Origin of the sequence: Psychrobacillus sp. FSL W7-1493 (assembly GCF_038004905.1) — a bacterium.
Classification (GTDB): Bacteria; Bacillota; Bacilli; order Bacillales_A; family Planococcaceae; genus Psychrobacillus.
The window spans coordinates 2,451,642-2,468,126 of record NZ_JBBOSB010000001.1 but is presented as its reverse complement, the minus strand read 5'-3'; the positions used below and the strand labels follow the sequence as shown (position 1 = coordinate 2,468,126).

Below are 16,485 nucleotides of genomic sequence, written 5' to 3'. Positions count from 1 at the left end.
TAGAATTGTTTGGAACTAGATGATAAAATTTATGCCCACATTGTACGGTTATGCGAAGAAGGAGATTCTTTAATTGATGAGGAAGAGTTTGATAAAGCAATAGAAAAGTATTCCCATGCCTTAGAACTAGTGCCATTACCGAAAACTGACTGGGAAGCAAGTACTTGGATTTTTACCGCATTGGGTGACACGTATTTTATCAATGAGGATTATGATATGGCTAAGAATAATTTTTATAATGCCCTAAATTGCCCGGATGGCTTTTCAAATCCATTGATTCTCATGAGACTTGGAGAGAGCTTATTCGAATGCAGGGAGTTGGAAAAAGCAAAGGAATACTTGTTAAAGGCATACCTGTTAGAAGGTTATAAGATATTTAACGAGGAAGATGATAAGTATTTTGAATTAATTAGAGATATTATTTGAGGAGGAAATTAATATGGCTAAACTACAATCCCCTATAAAGGAGAAATTTGAAACCCTTGTAAACAAGAGTAATGGACAATTTGAAAATGGTAAACATAATGACTCTATTATAACCTTAGAGGAAGCATGGGATTTATTGCCTGAACCGAAAGGGGTTTATAGTGAAGAAAGCTTTTATCTAGTAAAAGATATTATTGATACATGTTTCATTTTAAAAGATTATAAAAAAGCAAAAGAATGGTCTAATAAAATTTATATAACAGGATTAGCCCGGAAAGATACGGGTAAAAAAGAATTTATTTCAGGGAAAGTTGCATTTGAATTGGGAGAAGTAGAGGTAGCAAAAGAATTTTTTGATATTGCAAACAAGAAATCAGAAGGCAGATGTTTTGAGGGAGAGGATCCCAAATATTTAAGATACTTTAAAAGTTAGATAAGTTCTCTAGTTTAAAGTAAGTCTCGCTATCAATGGGAATACGAGGTTTATCACATAAATAACGGTACCCAAGATAAAAACAATGAGTTTCAAGCCTGCTAGACTATTAAAATATTTAAGATACCCATATCGAAGAAAAAGAGAGGACATAGACTATAATAATGTCGGAAAGAATAAGACTGTTAGAATCAAGTCGCACCGAACTTATTTTATCTAACATATGAAATAGGCGGGGAAAGAATAGATGTTTTTATTCATCCAGACGGTCAATTTGGTAGTGTATATGGAAGACATAAGTTTACGGTTGAGGATATTAGAAAAATGACCAAATAAGGAGGAAAATGATGTTCGAAATATGTTTTAAAATATTTGAAAATGAAAATGTTGAAGAAATGGAGCTAAACGGGGCAGATGGGTATTTTCAATTTATAATTGATAACGAAACCTACGGTATTATTATCCCAGAAGAGATTGATGAATTTTCAGTATCTATTTATTGGTGGGTTTATTATTTTTTAAAAGCGGTTTTAATTTTGAAAACCGAAAACTATGTTTTAATAAGTGATATTGAAAAACCTAAAGTTTGGATTGAACTAAAAAAAGTAAAAAATATTGTAAGGATAAGTAAAGTAACTGCTGATAAACCTGAAGGAAGTGGTGCAATAGAAACGAAAGAAATGCCTAATTTAATTCATCAAGATTGGGAAGACAAACAAGTTACTTATGAGAACTTCAAAAGTGAAGTAGTAAATAAAGCTAAGTTTTATGTCAATGAATTAAGAGTTTTAAACAACGAGAATAGAAAAGATATTTTGAATTTAGAGAGTTTGATAATGGAAATAGAAAAATAATTTGATATTGTATCGACTTTAATTGATGGTGCATTAAAAAAATAAGTTAGTCAATTAAACCAACGAGCTCGTACAAAATTATAAGTTTCTACGTATTAGTATTATTAATGAAATACAAATTTTATAATACCTAAAAAACAATTTCCTCGATGACTGGTGAAACGATGAAAAACGTGAATATCATAGCATGCGGAAACGTTGCGATTGCCTCCCACTCGGATTCCCGGAGCACAACACGTCTAAGTTTTGTGGCGATTGTTCTTCTTGTTCTCTAATTTGATGTGTCTGATATTTAGGTTAAGCATTATTGTATTCACCTCTTTCATCTTTTAATTTTTGGTTTATTTATATTCTTGTCTTTGATCGGGGCATCACGGCACAGGTTAGCGCGATATGTCAGAAATAAGATGCAAGGGGAAATCTATGGGACTCTACGCTTTAGGTTTTTTATTAATCAACACTTAATCGGATGATATAGAGGCAATGGAGTTTAAATATGACGGGTCACTTATCTATCGTATATAAAAAACCAAGGCGTTATGCCAAGGTTTTTTTGTTTTTTATTATTTTATATACGTAACATGACTACCAGTTCCACCAGCAATAGGTAGTTTAAAGGTATTTGTATTCGTGCCCATTTTCAGCTTTACATTAGTTTTGGTGGATATGTTAATTCCACGGACATTTACATATTTGTTTGATAACTTACCATCACTAGTTATGACGTTTTGTAAGATGGTTCCTTCGTTATCAGTAGAGCGTATTGCAATAGCTGCAGGCACTACGTACGACTTGTCCTGTACATTCAAAATTTTATTTTTAGTAATTAAAAACTGATGATTTTGGGTGTTCATACTAATACCATTAGCGAAGCTATTCGTCAAGGTGTTTTCTTTTATTACTATACCTTTCGTAAGCTTGGCACAGATTGCACCTGAGATACTACTTCCTTCTTTTCCGGCATTTGTTAATTGGTTACCGCTTATCATAAGACCAGTGGAATAATCTACCGTTGATCCTGCAACAATAATGCCGCAACCTTTACCGATCCCTTCGATTTGGTTACCTTTTGCCGTTGAGTGATGTGTACCAAACATTCCTACTTTGCCGTCTTTGCCATCACCTGTAGCATTGACTAACGCTATACCGACATTCGCGTTTCTTATTTTATTGTAGTTAAACGTAATATTTACTCCACCGTGCGTGTCTAACGCCTCCCATAATGGAACATCCTCTATGGTGCTATTTGTTACCGAGCTGTCTTTGCTTAGTGGATGTTTTTCGAGGTCACTTTGGCGAGCTTTCCTAGAAAAGTACACACCGTATGCATTACCGTTGTGTCCCGGAGTAATATTTTTAATATGGCTCTTATCTACGTGGAATTTACTAACAGACATTGCGCCAATGCCCGCATAGCCGATGTTCTCAACTTTTGTGTTTATAACAGTCACATTGTCTGCAAAATCGGCTTTGATGCCAAAAAATCCGATGTCATGAATAAAGCTATCTTGAATGACGATATTTTTAATATAATTCGCTGAATCTGCACCAGCAATGTTTATTCCGATACCTTTTACATTAGCATCTTTGTTGCCTGCCCCCTGTATTTCTAAACCGTATATCTTTACTCCGCTACCTATCGTTAGTAGTGTCGTGTGCTGTTTATCATTATAAATTTTAGAGCCATAACCAATAATAGTTGTATTTTCAGGAACTTTTAATCCGCTCACTTCATACGAACTACCATATGGTAATACAACAATTTTTCCGGATCCGAGGTTCAATGCATTTTGTAGTTTTTCAGTCTTATCGGCATTTTCTACAAGTACAACTTTGTCTTTATTACTATCTGAAATGCCAAGTTCAAGTCCAAGTTTGGCCTTTTCTAATATTTCTTTTTCTAACGTATTGCTATCAAGGGATTCTGCGTTTACTTTCACATCTACACTGACACCAATCGTCAGCACTATAATAATTGCTAAAATACTGGTAAATAATACTCTCGATAACCTCATCATCATCGTCCTCTTTCGTCTTTTAATTTTTGGTGTATTTGTTTATTTATGCTCACACCTTTTATCGGACGTGCAGATACAAAGTATCATGCAAAGTCAACTTTATATGAGATAAAAAAACTATGTATATTTTGAAAAGTAGGTCTTAATTACTTGTACACAGACTATATATCGGATTTTTAAACCACTTATTTACATAAAAAACAAAAAAAGCCCCATCAAAAAATAGGGGGGTGTATTCTTTTGCCGCGAAATTGCGCTTGGTGTACTAATCGTTTGGTAATCTCTCCATCGACAGAGCCTTTTGGCGAGCTGTGGCATCCGCACCGAGTGACACACCGAAGTTTCGAAGACAGTAAGCGGATTCAAAGGAATTCACTGTCCAGTTAGCGAAGAAACTAGATGATGTAATTGGTGGTAAGTGTATGGGTGAAGTTGGTAAGGGAGCAAGTATGGCTGATGATATTTTTAAACAAAGCAAAAAGGTAGTTGATCATATGTCAAACCAAAGCATTTATCAATAAGGTAATGGAGCAAAGTTTTTAGGAGATTCTGAAGGTGCTGCCGAGCAAATATCGAAGGACTCAATGAAAAATAGAATAGTCCAATCAATAACAGATAACGGATTAACTAAAATGGGAAAACAGAGTTATTCAGTAATAATTGAGGCTGGAAACCATAGGACCACAGGGTGAAAATTTAATTAAAGTTGAATTATCAGAAGAGGGAGGCATGTTATAAGCTTATCCAACAAAATTAGAAAGGGATCTATTATGAACGTTTTAAAAGGGTTTTTGCAGGCAGAGATTAATACACAGGAATTATATGAAGATATAATGTCTTTTATAACTTCATATCATATCAGATGTGGAGAATTTGAAGGAAATGAATATGTAATAAAAAATGGATCAAACGAATTTTATTTTATTTCCGGAATATATAGATGAAGATGATGAAAGAGAAATACACGGAGCAATATCAGTTTATAGAAACAACTTAATCAAAGAAATTAATGACTGCGCTCACCTTAAAGGAATACAAGTAATTCATGTAAATTAGTAGTAACTAAGATGGTTTGAGTTCGAAAACGTATTCTCATTGGAAAGAGTAACCCCCCTCTTTAGTAAACTTTCAAGAGTGGATTTCCGAATCCTCCAATTAAATTAATTAAATGTAAGAAAAAATAATAGGGTGTTAGAAAATATATACTCCCCTAGGGTTGTATCATCATAGAGTATTGTTTGCAATGATAGACGTTAACAGTAAAGTTTCATATACTGGAAACCTACGTGTAGATTTTATATAGTTGCTATCAATCAAAGCTTATTACTAAAGAAAAGAGTGATTAACATTAGAGTTTTTGAAGAGTTGCACACAATCGAAGAAGTTGATCGTTTTATTTCCAGCAATCCATTAAGCTTTATTTACGTGTCACGTAGAGAATGCACGGTTTGTCATGCTCTTTTGCCACAAGTGAAGGTGCTTATGGAAAAGTTTCCAGATATACAGCTCGCACACGTTGATTCGGCTGAAGTAGAAGAGGTTGCAGAAAGGTTTATTGTTTTTTCAGTCCCTGCTATGCTTTTGTTCATTGAGGGAAAAGAATATTTGCGGGAAGCACGCATGGTCCATATGAGTCTTTTCGAAGAGAAATTACAAAAAATTTATGAAGGATATAAAAATGAAAGGCTATTCTAGCATGAGCTAGGAATAGCCTTTCATTTTTAATTAATAGGGAAATAAGATTCTTAGTCGCAGGATAAACAACTCATCATTATAAAGCGTCTAAGAGCAACCCCATACTTGCATATATAATAACCGTAAAGTAAATCACAATCATATGGATTAATGAGAATTTAAACATTTTGTTTGCCCAGTCTTTCATATCCATTTTGCGTGTTCCGAATAAGCTTAATCCCAACCAAAATAGACCTAAAACGAGTGAAACTAATGTGAGACCTAAGCTAAGCGGTAAAAACAAAAAGCTAGATAGCACTAATAGAATTAAATAGAAATTTGTTTGGATATATGTGCGTCTACCTGCTTTAACAACGGGAAGCATTGGAATTTTTGCAGCAGCATAATCATCCTTTTTTCGAATGGCGATCGCGTAAAAGTGAGGCATTTGCCATATTACCATGATTAAAAATAATGCCCAACAAGCTGGGTGCCAAATATCAGGAGCGACAGCTGCCCAACCGATCAATGGGGGCATTGCACCTGAAATACTTCCTACTTCCGTGTTCCAAATCGTATGGCGTTTCGTCCACATTGTATAAGGAACTACGTAAAAAAATACTCCCAAAAATCCAAGTAAACTTGCTAATGGCGATGCTAAATATAATAAAATTAATCCAATTACTAATAATAGAATCGCGACTATTAAAACTTTCTTAATCGATATAGCGCCTGTTACGGTTGGACGTACCTTCGTACGAGCCATAATCGCATCGATATCGCGATCATAAATGTTATTAAACGAACCAGCGGCAGCAATTACGGCTGCTGTTCCTAAAAATGCAAAAACTACATTCCAAATATTATCTACAAAGCTGTACTCATAAGTATATAAAGCAAGCATTAAACCAGCAATCATTGGAATAAGATTAGACTTAATGATTCCTGTTTTAACTACTTGAGCCCATAACGTTTTTTGTGATTGTTTAGTCATCGTATTTCATAGCTCCTTATTTATCCACTTGAACTAATATAACCTATATGATTAGCTAAAATCTATATATTAACTCTTTTTTATAATCATATTTGAACAATTTAGGTCTATTTCTACATATATAATTGCCGCATAGTAAAAACAGTCCTGCTGAATGCTAAAAGGACTGTTTAAGAGAATTGATTTTAATGTAAAAATGGAAAATTTGATTAATCGATATTTACAATCACTATGATAATTAGTAAGACGAATATAGGCAGACCAACAATTACAGATAATATAGAAATAAAGTTTTTAATTTTACTATCCTCTTTTAAAAATTTCTCTGCAATTTTATAAATTATGACTCCAAGGAATCCACCAATAAAATTTAAAATAATATCATCAATGTCCGTTGCTCCTAATTCAAAAATATATTGAACAACTTCAATAAATAGGCTCAATAAAAAGATAGAACATAAAACCCTAGCTATGGATTTAATACTGCTATGAAGACTCAGATAGATTCCTGCTGGGATGAACATTAAAACATTTCCCCAAATATTCATATCTACAATTCTTGTTCCACCAATTCCATTATCCACCATAATATACTCTCTTATAGAATTCAACGGAACGAAATTAACACTTCTGAAGCTACCTCTGCCTAAAAATACGGTATCAATTAATAAAAATAGATAGAAAAATAATATGCCCCAGTAAAATATATTTAAAGACTTTTTCATTACGATTTATCCCTTCACTCAATCACTTCTTACCCACTATACATTAAATTCTTTAAGAAAAGGTAAGACAAAATCTTAAGGAAATATTAAATAATGTAATTTATTTTCTTCCACCAAATAAATTATTTCCTCAATATTCTAGATTGAATTTTGTCCTCAATAGTAGTTTTATCGAGTAACTTAACTCTTAAGGTTTTTGTAAGAAATAAGTAAGACAAAAGATATTTCTGAAGTTTAGTATAAATCATACAGTAGGGAGGAGGAAGGGGGTGTAATCATCCCAAAATCGTCCAAGTCAGTTCTAGATAATTGGAACAATGCTATGTACGTAATAAATGGGGGTTAAAGAGGGTCATCAACAATTTGGTAATTATTTTAGCATGGGTTTGTGTAGAGGGCTGCAGATAAATGGTAGTTATTCAGAAAAGCGAGAGAACCTTGCGGAGATGGAGCAGAACCTTGCGGAAACGAGCTAGAATCTTGCACAGACGTGAGAACCTTGCGAAGAAGGAGCAGAACCGTGCAGAAACGAGTTAGAACCTTGCGGAGACGGGAATAAACCTTGCGGAAACGAGCTAGAATCTTGCACAAACGAGCTAACCTTGCGGAGATGGGATTAAACCTGGCGGAAACGAGCTAGAACCTTGCACAGACGGAGCAAAGCCTTGCCGTACTGAACTAGCCTGTGGTAAAAGCATGCTATTTAATAACCAATATTCACTTATACTGAAAATCATTTCATAAAAAGGAGTTAAAAAGATGATTAAACGAATTCTTGTAGTACTCATTTTAGTTAGTACTTGTCTTTCTTTCAGTCCTGTTTACGGCGCGGAAAATGGAAGTTCACCATCAGGTATTCCATTAAATAAGTTAGAGGAGGAAATCGATGGGTTTGTATTAAATCACATTGGTCAATCAACACCGGGTGCTTCAATTGTAGTCGTAAAAGATGGAGAAATTGTGTTTTCTAAAGGATATGGATATGCAAATATTGAAAAAGAGATATTAGTAAATCCACAAAAAACGGTTTTTGAATATGGTTCTATTAGTAAATTGTTTGTATGGACAGCTGCAATGCAACTAGTCGAACAAGGAAAATTAGATTTAAATGAAGATATTACAACATACCTTCCTAAAGATTTTGTCTCCAAGTTAACGTATGAAAAGCCTATTACAATGAATCAAATTATGAGTCATACAGCGGGTTTTGAGGATTATTACTTTGATTTAATCATGTCTACCCCAGAGAGTGTAGATTCTTTAGAAGAAGTTTTAATCAGTAGGCAACCGAAGCAGATATATGAACCAGGTAGTACAATGGCATATTCAAATTATGCGACTGCTCTAGCGGGTTACGTCATTGAACGAATTGTAGAGCAAACTTTTTTAGATTATGAGATGGAACATATTTTTCTACCACTTTCCATGCACACCACATCAGGTGATCCAACTCTAGCGAAGTACACAGAACTTGAAAATAAAGCGAAAGGTTATATACCAAAAGAAAATAAGGAATTTACAGAAGGAAGTTGGTCATATGTTCCACTCTACCCTGCTGGTTCTGTTAATGGAACAGCTGAAGACTTAGCGAGATTTGCTATTGCGCTAATGCCAACGAATTCTACTAGCAATCCACTTTTTTCAACTGAAGGCACTCTCGACAAAATGCTAACACAAAGCTATTCTCCACATAGTAATCTGCTCTCTAACGCACATGGCTTTTGGGAATATGATGGTAAAGTGAGAGGGGTAGGCCATGGAGGAAATACAGCTGCCTTTAGTTCAAATATGGTAATTGCACCGGATGAACATTTTGGAGTAGTTGTTTTAACAAATGCCTCAGCTGAAATGAATGTGACATCAGGAGTCATAGATTTACTTTTTGGTAAACCCGATGACATGACTCAAACACCAACAATTGAGATGCCAAGCTCTGATGAAATTGCTGGATTGTATGTTGCAGCTCGCCAATCACGTAGCACATACACGGAGTTTCTTGGTTTTCTACCACCCTTAAAAGTCGAAGCGGTATCAAAAGATAAAATAAATATAAGCCTTTATGGAATGGAAGGTACCTACACTCAAATCGATCCTTATTTATATACCCTTACATCTAGTGAGAATCCGATTGTGGGATATATTCTTTCAAAAGCTTATTTTGAGGTGGACGAATTCGGAGTAAAACGGCTCACCAATGGTCAGGTTGCTGATTATTTACCTTTAGAAGGGGATCGAAAGCTGCCATGGCTAATAATTAGTTTAGGCATAGTACTAATTAGTGTATTATATTTTATTTTCTCACCTATCATTTGGCTAATAAAATCATTAAAAAATCACAAGCAAAATATGCAGCCCTCAAAAGAAACAAAACTATTTTGGTTGATAAATTTAACAGGAAGCTTGTTAGTCATAAATAATATTGTTCTTGTTATTCGTACTATTGTTAGCTCCTCGATGCTTTATTTAGATGCGCTTCAGTTACACATTTACTTAAACTGGTTCCTTCTTTTTGTAGCAGTAATTCTTGTCATTTTAGATTTAGTTAATTGGAAATTAGTAAATTTGAAAAAAAGCCATAAATTTATACGAGTTTTCACAATATGGCTCATTGTATTATTAGTAGCCGTATTAATGAATTGGAATTTCTTTAATTTTATATAAAAATATTTTTGGTGCTGTACAGGATGGTCTAGAAGATGATATTAGGACAGACTGGACTTCAATTGATTTATTCTTTATTAATAGGAATAGTGCTTGCACAATTATTTATAAAAACAGAAAACATTTACCCTCTAATTTTGTTTCATGGCCTTCATAATCTGCTTCAATTTTTAGGAAACGGAGAATCCAGTGTCATTCTGGATACGACAGTGATTGGTATTTTAGTTATAGCTATTACTGTCTTAGCATTTTCTCTGCGGAAAAATAATACAGTAAAGAATGCTTTTATTCATGAAAGAATTTAAATGATTAAAGGCTATACATTTTGAACTAAACCCCGAATAGTGGCTGCTTTTAAAAGTAGACCAATTCGGGGGTTAATGTTTTTCATGGTGAATGTCGAGCTTCCGGATGGTTCATTGCTTCAAGAAGAGAAATAGCCTTTAGGAAAATAATCTTCACATAAGGTAAGTTAGTGCTTAGGATTTAATATGGCAAACATTTCATGGTCTTCCCACCGTCCGTTAATTTCAACACTTTTTTTTGCCAATCCCTCATTGTGAAAACCTACTTTTTCTAAAACTCGAATGGAGCCTGTATTATTTGGCATGACTCCGGCTTCTATTCTGTGTAAGTTGAGTGTCTCAAAAGCATATTGAATAACTAGACCAGTAGCTTCAGTGGTATATCCTTTGCCATTATGCGCTTGATCCAAGGAATAGCCTAAAAGGGCGCTTTGACGAGGTCCGCGGACTACTTGAAATAGTGAGATAGAACCTATTAATACGTCGCCATCTACTTTAAAAATTCCAAACTGATATGCGGAATCCTTTGTCGAATTTTGTGCCCATTTTTCAATTAATTCTTTTTGAGTTTCTATAGTCCAGTAGTTTTCTGGAAGAGCTACGGAATAGTTTTGTAAAAATGCACGATTCCTGATTTCTAAATCTAGCAGTTCTTCCGCATCTGAAACAATAAACGGACGAATGTATATATTTAATGTTTTTAACATCTCATATCTCCTTCTCTAAGAAATAAATACAGTATATCATAGTGAATTATGGAGATAAATGGTTGAGGTTCTTTCGTTAAAATTGATATTCGCATTATTTCATTTTCTTTAATTAGCATGAAAATTATACATATCTAGTTTTCCAGAAAAGAGATGATTGCGATTGTCTAGAAAATCTTTCTTAATCGGTGTGTGCGATAGCACTGATCTCAATTAGTTGCTCAGGGAAAGCCAAGTAAGTCACGCCGATACAACTGCCGGCTGGACGATGTTCTCCGATATATTCCTTAAACATTTCTATGACTGGGGAGAAATGGGCTTGAGGATTCGTTAGATAGAGCTCCACATAAGCGAGATTAGATTTTGTTACACCAAACTCCTGAAGGACGAGGTCCAGATTTTCAAGTGTCTGACGGGCCTGCGCCTCAATATCTTCCTCTCCAACGAATACGCCGTCTTGATTGTGTGAAAATTGCCCTGAAATGTAAATGGTATTGTTGACGCCATAACCTTGTGTAATCCCATGATCCCAGAGATTGTGGTTGTAAGTTTTAACACTATTCATTATTTTCTCTCCTTTATTACAAAGTAAAGTAAGTATATAATGAATAAAAAGAAAAAAATAGTACGCACATTTTTGATAGTTACTATCAGAAAGGATAGTGTCAAATGAGTATGGAGGAATATAAAGACAAGGAGAATATTCAAGAGACATCATTTGGGTATACTTTGTCGGTAGTAGGTGGAAAATGGAAAATGCTAATTCTCTATCTGCTAGCTGAAAATCAACCCGTTCGCTTTAATGATATGAAAAGACAAATAGGAGCCATTACCTTTAAAACATTGAGTTCACATCTTAAAGAGCTGGAAGCAGATGGGTTGGTTTTACGGAAAGAGTACCCACAAATACCTCCTAAAGTAGAGTATAGTCTAACACCTAAAGCAGATACTTTATTACCTGTTTTGGAACAACTATGTGAGTGGGGAGAAAAAAATCGCAATAATTAATAGCTCATGATATTGCGTGGATTTACTAATACTAAAAGCTACTAATAGGGGGAGCATTTTATGGAATGGATCGTGTTGCTACTTATAGTTTTTATTGGTTTTAGTCTTTTTGTGCGCAAGAACACCTCATATAAGTTTGGTTTATCTCCAAAAACATTAGAATTAAAGCAAATTAAAGGGTTAAAAAAGCTAAATGATACACTGGAGCAATCCCTTCCTAAAAGTTTTATGGAAAATGTAGAAGTGAGGGTAAGAAATAATAATAGATTAAAAGAAAATGAGTATGAGTGGCGCCTCCTAGATTTAAAACGCTATTTTATTATGGCGTCACTATTAAAAGAGTCTCCAATGTTTAGTGAGAAAGTTGATGAATTGTGGCATGAGATGCTTATGTTTACCCGTGAGTATGAAAATTTTTCGATAAATTATTTAGGTGCAAAGCTACATCATAGTCCAAATGTAAAGATAGAACCCGATCCTGATTTACGTGGTTTTTTTGACTGGGTGTATGCAGAGCTATTTTTTATAAGACGCGAGAATATACTTCTGTATAAAGGTTTTTTTAAGAACCCTGTTCATCCAACTGTAATGGATGATTTTAAAAATTTACAAGAAAATGAATTAATCGATATTTACTTTAAACGTGATTCGAAATATATGAAAACTGTACTTGCGCTTATTACTTCGATGAAAAATACAGTCCATGGAGTAAGAGATTACGAGAAAAAGATTGTACATGAAAAGTTGAAACAAGGAAAAACTTATCAAAATTATAACGCAATGCTCGTTCCTTTCTTGTCGGTTTCATATTTCCATTATGATGATTTTTCAAGTTACATGAAAATAAGCAGCAGCGACAATTTATCGAATTGCACAAGTTGCGGATCGGCCAGCTCTTGTAAGTCTTGCTCTACAGATAGTTCTTGCTCAAGCTGTGGGGGAGGAGATTAATAAAGAGAGGCTGGGATATAGCGAGTCAATCAATGAAAAGAGGTGAAATAAGAAATATGATTTCACCTCTTTACTGTTTTTATAAGGTAACTGATCTCTAATAAAAATTCACTATCATTGTTTGAAGCGGAGGCGACGTTTCCTGGTAGTACAGCGAACTGAAAACCTAAAAAGAAACATAGCAAGGAAGTCTAATCATATTGAGGGAAGGATATAGCATACTAATTAAATGTGAAGCAAGAGAGTTTTCTAAAATATATTATCGGCCATTATTATAGTAATTTACTTTTGGAAAGCGTTTTCGTTAATTTGTAAGAAAATTCTTGATTTTCTATTAATCTAGGATTATAATTCTATTTGAAAGCGGTTTCACCTTCTAATTATTGCTTTTTTTTATATTATTTAGAAACCGGTTTCCTTAATGTATCAAGTAGCTTAGTTTTTATGATGAGGACAATATGGGAGGTGCATGATACAAAAATAATAACTTTCATTATTTTTGTTGAAGAATTACAACCTGTAAGACACATTGACTAAAAAAATTAGGGGGAATCAATTTGAGAAGTTTAAAAAAAATAGGTGCTTTGGGCTTGTCGGCTGTTCTTGCACTATCATTGGCAGCTTGTTCTGAAAAGGAATCGTCTGAAGGTGCAAAAAGCGGAGGCTCACAAGACCAAGTTACATTAAACTTTTGGACTTTTGGTGCTACTAACTATGAAGACTTAGCGAAGGCATATGAAGAGGAAAATCCTAATGTGAAAGTTAAAGTAAGAGCTGCTGAAACTGCAGAGCACCATGATGCATTATTTACTGCATTATCGGCAGGAAGCGGAGCTCCAGATATTACGATGCTAGAGATTGATCAATTAGATCGTTTTAAAGCAGCACAAGACCAGTTTGAAAACCTTTATGATCTGGGTGCAAAAGATATTCAAGACCAATACTTAGATTGGAAATGGAGTACGGGAGAAAATAATGCTGGGGATTTCTTAATCGGGTTACCAACGGATATTGGTCCAAAAGCTTTATATTATCGTACAGATGTCTTTGAAGAGGCTGGTTTACCAACAGATCCTAATGAAGTAGCTAAACTTATCAGTTCTCCCAAAGCATTTGAAGAAGCTGGTATACAGGTGAAGGAGAAAACTGGAAAACCATTCATCGATAGTATTGAAATGGCATTCAGATCTTATTTAGATGCAGCACAAGAAACGTTCCTAAACCCTGAGGGTGAATTATTAATAGAGCAAGAAGGAAATACGGTTAAAGAGGCATACGACTATGCTGTAAAGCTTAATGAGCTTGGTATTGTTGGAAAATTCGAAATGTGGTCACCAGAGTGGGCAAATGCGGTAAACAAAGGTGAATTTGCAGCTGAATTAGGAGCTGGCTGGTTAAAAGGTTGGATGGAAGGGAATGCACCAGAAGCAGTAGGTAAATGGAGAGTAGCAACATTGCCAACTGAATTTGCTGCAAACTGGGGCGGTTCGTTTATCTCCATCCCAAAAGAAACTAAACATGCAGCTGAAGCTTATGAATTTGCAGAGTGGTTAATCTCTCCTGACAATCAAATAAAATCATTCCAAACAAAAGGATTATTCCCATCTGCTCCGTCTGTTTACGAAATGGATTCCTTCAAAAACAATGAAGATGAGTTCTTTGGTGGCCAATCAACAGCACCAGTATTTGCTCAAGCAGCACAAGACATCAATGGAGCGGTGTATAAAGGAGAAAAATACTTCCCGGTTTATCAGGAAGTACTGAATGCCTTAAAGGATGTTCAAGCTAAAGGGGCAGATCCAGAAAAAGAGTGGGCTGCAGCAGTTAAGCGTGCAAAGGATTTAATGAATCGCTAGTAAAGAGAATAATAGATTTGAAGGTGGATGAGGAGTTGAATGAGCTTCCATTCCACCTTTCATAGGACATGAGGTGAGTATATGAGTGCTGTAAGTAATAAGGAAAAGGTAAGAAAAAAAAGGTACATGTCCGAAGCAAAAAAAGATATGGCTTCAGGTTATTTATATATTGCACCTTTCTTTATTATTTTTGCTATTATTGGGTTATATCCAGCATTATTTAGTATTTATCTAGGTTTTCAAAAGTGGAATGGATTAAGTCCTATGACTTTTGTTGGTTTAGCAAATTTTAAAATAGTATTAACAGATCCTCTTTTTTGGAAATCAGTCTACAACACAATTGTCATGGGAATCATGGGAACCGCCCCTCAACTAGTGTTTGGAATCATTTTTGCCTATTTATTAAATCTGGCATTTTTAAAGTTTAGAAATTTCTTTCGCGTAACAATTTTTATGCCGTATATTACTTCCATGGTGGCTGTAGCTCTTATTTTTAGTGTATTGTTTAGCGATCATGAATCTTCTTTAGCCAATTATGTATTAAGTTTGGCGGGGCTGGATCCTGTGAGCTGGAGCAGCTCTGAGTGGGGAACGAAGATTGCCATTTCGATTATGGTATTTTGGCGGTGGGTAGGGTATAACACCATTATCTATCTTGCTGGTATTCAAAGTATCCCAAGCTATTTGTACGAAGCAGCAACGATCGATGGAGCAAATAAATTTCAACAGCTTATATACATTACCATACCGATGCTGAAGCCATTTATCATTTTAACGGTCTTCACTTCAACTGTAGGAGCTTTGCAGTTATTTTCTGAACCAACCATCTTTTTAGGAACTAGTGCTTTTACAAGAGACGAAGCGATGACAATTGTTATGTATTTGTACCGGGACGCTTTTAAACTCCAATCTTTTGGGACGGCATCGGCTACAGCTATCATATTATTAGTATTGATAACCGTTTTTGCTACGATCAATACATTATTAACCTCAGGCATTGGTAGGAAGAAAAGAGGTAGAAACTAGTGAATAAATCGGAAAAAGGAAGAAAACCGTCCTTTAGTAAAATCCTTTCTTATGTACTTTTGTCCATTGCATCCCTACTTTCGTTGTTTCCGTTTTACTGGATGTTTGTAATGGCAACAAGTCCTAGCTCTGCTTACAATTCCATTCCACCAACGATTACACCTGGGAGCTTATTAATAGAGAATTTTAAAAAGGTCCTGGATAAAATTGATTTCTTTCAAGCCATGTGGAACTCACTGATTGTTTGTTCAATTGTCACCGTTGTCGTTTTGTTTATTAGTTCATTAGCTGGCTTTGCCTTTGCGAAGTTTAAGTTTCGAGGTAAAAATATACTTTTTACTGCTATCCTCTTAACGATGATTATACCGCCTCAATTAGGGTTAATTCCACAATATTTCCTAATTTCTAAGGCAGGATTACTTGATACGTTACCAGGTGTGATGGTATTGTTCTTCCTTAATCCTCTGGGTATCTTCCTGATGAGACAATATATTAGTCAATCTGTCCCAGATGAGCTAATTGAAGCGGCAAAATTAGACGGATGCTCCAACTTTAAAATTTATCGTAGTATTGTACTTCCCATTATACTTCCGGCATTTGCCACATTAGGAATTATTGTATTTTCGGCTGCATGGGGCGAATTTTTATGGCAATTTACCGTTTTAAGAGATCCGGAGATGTATACGATTCAAGTTGCTTTAGCCCAATTAAGTAATACACAAAATGCAGACTTTGGCATGATCTTATCGGGTGTCTTTTGGGCAACTATCCCACTTTTGATTGTTTTCCTATTGTTTAACCGCTTATTTATATCAAGTATTACAGAAGGCTCTGTGAAATAAAGTAA

At 34.9% G+C, this 16,485-nt stretch carries 16 protein-coding genes; 11 read left to right on the top strand and 5 right to left on the bottom strand.

What is annotated here, in order from left to right:
• Positions 1 to 9: 9 nt before the first annotated feature.
• The 3 genes from MKX96_RS12595 to MKX96_RS12585 all read left to right on the top strand — a co-directional run bounded on the left by MKX96_RS12595 (position 10) and on the right by MKX96_RS12585 (position 1,713).
• Positions 10 to 426, top strand: a complete 417-nt coding sequence (locus tag MKX96_RS12595; RefSeq protein ID WP_340883868.1) for a tetratricopeptide repeat protein — start codon at positions 10 to 12, stop codon at positions 424 to 426.
• A gap of 13 nt (positions 427 to 439) precedes the next feature.
• A complete protein-coding gene (locus MKX96_RS12590; protein ID WP_340883866.1) occupies positions 440 to 859 on the top strand; it encodes a hypothetical protein in 420 nt (139 codons plus the stop codon).
• A 347-nt stretch (positions 860 to 1,206) separates the two neighbouring features.
• Positions 1,207 to 1,713 carry a hypothetical protein gene (locus MKX96_RS12585; protein WP_340883865.1) on the top strand — a complete coding sequence of 169 codons (507 nt, stop codon included), beginning with the start codon at positions 1,207 to 1,209 and terminating at the stop codon, positions 1,711 to 1,713.
• Between the two features lie 563 nt (positions 1,714 to 2,276).
• Here MKX96_RS12585 and MKX96_RS12580 read toward each other — a convergent pair.
• Positions 2,277 to 3,728 carry a hypothetical protein gene (locus MKX96_RS12580; protein ID WP_340883864.1) on the bottom strand — a complete coding sequence of 484 codons (1,452 nt, stop codon included), beginning with the start codon at positions 3,726 to 3,728 and terminating at the stop codon, positions 2,277 to 2,279.
• Between the two features lie 1,350 nt (positions 3,729 to 5,078).
• On the opposite strand from MKX96_RS12580, the gene MKX96_RS12575 reads away from it, so the two are divergent.
• The gene (locus MKX96_RS12575) at positions 5,079 to 5,426 is read left to right on the top strand and encodes a thioredoxin family protein (protein ID WP_445678215.1); all 348 of its coding nucleotides are present in this window, start codon (positions 5,079 to 5,081) and stop codon (positions 5,424 to 5,426) included.
• A 76-nt stretch (positions 5,427 to 5,502) separates the two neighbouring features.
• On the opposite strand, the gene cyoE is transcribed toward MKX96_RS12575, so the two are convergent.
• The gene (gene cyoE, locus MKX96_RS12570; RefSeq protein ID WP_340883861.1) at positions 5,503 to 6,399 is read right to left on the bottom strand and encodes a heme o synthase; all 897 of its coding nucleotides are present in this window, start codon (positions 6,397 to 6,399) and stop codon (positions 5,503 to 5,505) included.
• Positions 6,400 to 6,608: 209 nt separating this feature from the next.
• On the bottom strand, positions 6,609 to 7,124 hold the full coding sequence (locus MKX96_RS12565; RefSeq protein ID WP_340883858.1) for a VanZ family protein: 516 nt from the start codon (positions 7,122 to 7,124) through the stop codon (positions 6,609 to 6,611).
• A gap of 759 nt (positions 7,125 to 7,883) precedes the next feature.
• On the opposite strand from MKX96_RS12565, the gene MKX96_RS12560 reads away from it, so the two are divergent.
• Complete coding sequence (locus MKX96_RS12560) at positions 7,884 to 9,785, top strand: serine hydrolase domain-containing protein (RefSeq protein WP_340883856.1); 1,902 nt, start codon at positions 7,884 to 7,886, stop codon at positions 9,783 to 9,785.
• 35 nt (positions 9,786 to 9,820) lie between these two features.
• The gene (locus MKX96_RS12555) at positions 9,821 to 10,090 is read left to right on the top strand and encodes a CPBP family glutamic-type intramembrane protease (RefSeq protein WP_340883855.1); all 270 of its coding nucleotides are present in this window, start codon (positions 9,821 to 9,823) and stop codon (positions 10,088 to 10,090) included.
• A 167-nt stretch (positions 10,091 to 10,257) separates the two neighbouring features.
• Here MKX96_RS12555 and MKX96_RS12550 read toward each other — a convergent pair whose 3' ends face one another.
• Entirely contained in the window at positions 10,258 to 10,797 is a 540-nt protein-coding gene (locus tag MKX96_RS12550) for a GNAT family N-acetyltransferase (protein ID WP_340883854.1), read from the bottom strand.
• 181 nt (positions 10,798 to 10,978) lie between these two features.
• Positions 10,979 to 11,362, bottom strand: a complete 384-nt coding sequence (locus MKX96_RS12545; protein WP_169361078.1) for a RidA family protein — start codon at positions 11,360 to 11,362, stop codon at positions 10,979 to 10,981.
• A 104-nt stretch (positions 11,363 to 11,466) separates the two neighbouring features.
• Here MKX96_RS12545 and MKX96_RS12540 point away from each other — a divergent pair, with 104 nt between their 5' ends.
• The 5 genes from MKX96_RS12540 to MKX96_RS12520 all read left to right on the top strand — a co-directional run bounded on the left by MKX96_RS12540 (position 11,467) and on the right by MKX96_RS12520 (position 16,480).
• Positions 11,467 to 11,805 (top strand): winged helix-turn-helix transcriptional regulator, encoded by a 339-nt coding sequence (locus MKX96_RS12540; RefSeq protein WP_340883852.1) that lies wholly within the window; start codon positions 11,467 to 11,469, stop codon positions 11,803 to 11,805.
• A gap of 60 nt (positions 11,806 to 11,865) precedes the next feature.
• Positions 11,866 to 12,756: a hypothetical protein gene (locus tag MKX96_RS12535; RefSeq protein ID WP_340883851.1), complete on the top strand. Its 891-nt coding sequence runs from the start codon at positions 11,866 to 11,868 to the stop codon at positions 12,754 to 12,756.
• Positions 12,757 to 13,313: 557 nt separating this feature from the next.
• Entirely contained in the window at positions 13,314 to 14,612 is a 1,299-nt protein-coding gene (locus MKX96_RS12530) for an ABC transporter substrate-binding protein (protein WP_340883849.1), read from the top strand.
• 81 nt (positions 14,613 to 14,693) lie between these two features.
• Positions 14,694 to 15,638 carry a carbohydrate ABC transporter permease gene (locus tag MKX96_RS12525; protein WP_251556770.1) on the top strand — a complete coding sequence of 315 codons (945 nt, stop codon included), beginning with the start codon at positions 14,694 to 14,696 and terminating at the stop codon, positions 15,636 to 15,638.
• The gene (locus MKX96_RS12520) at positions 15,638 to 16,480 is read left to right on the top strand and encodes a carbohydrate ABC transporter permease (RefSeq protein ID WP_251556771.1); all 843 of its coding nucleotides are present in this window, start codon (positions 15,638 to 15,640) and stop codon (positions 16,478 to 16,480) included. The genes MKX96_RS12525 and MKX96_RS12520 overlap by 1 nt, the downstream gene beginning before the upstream one ends.
• Positions 16,481 to 16,485: the final 5 nt, after the last annotated feature.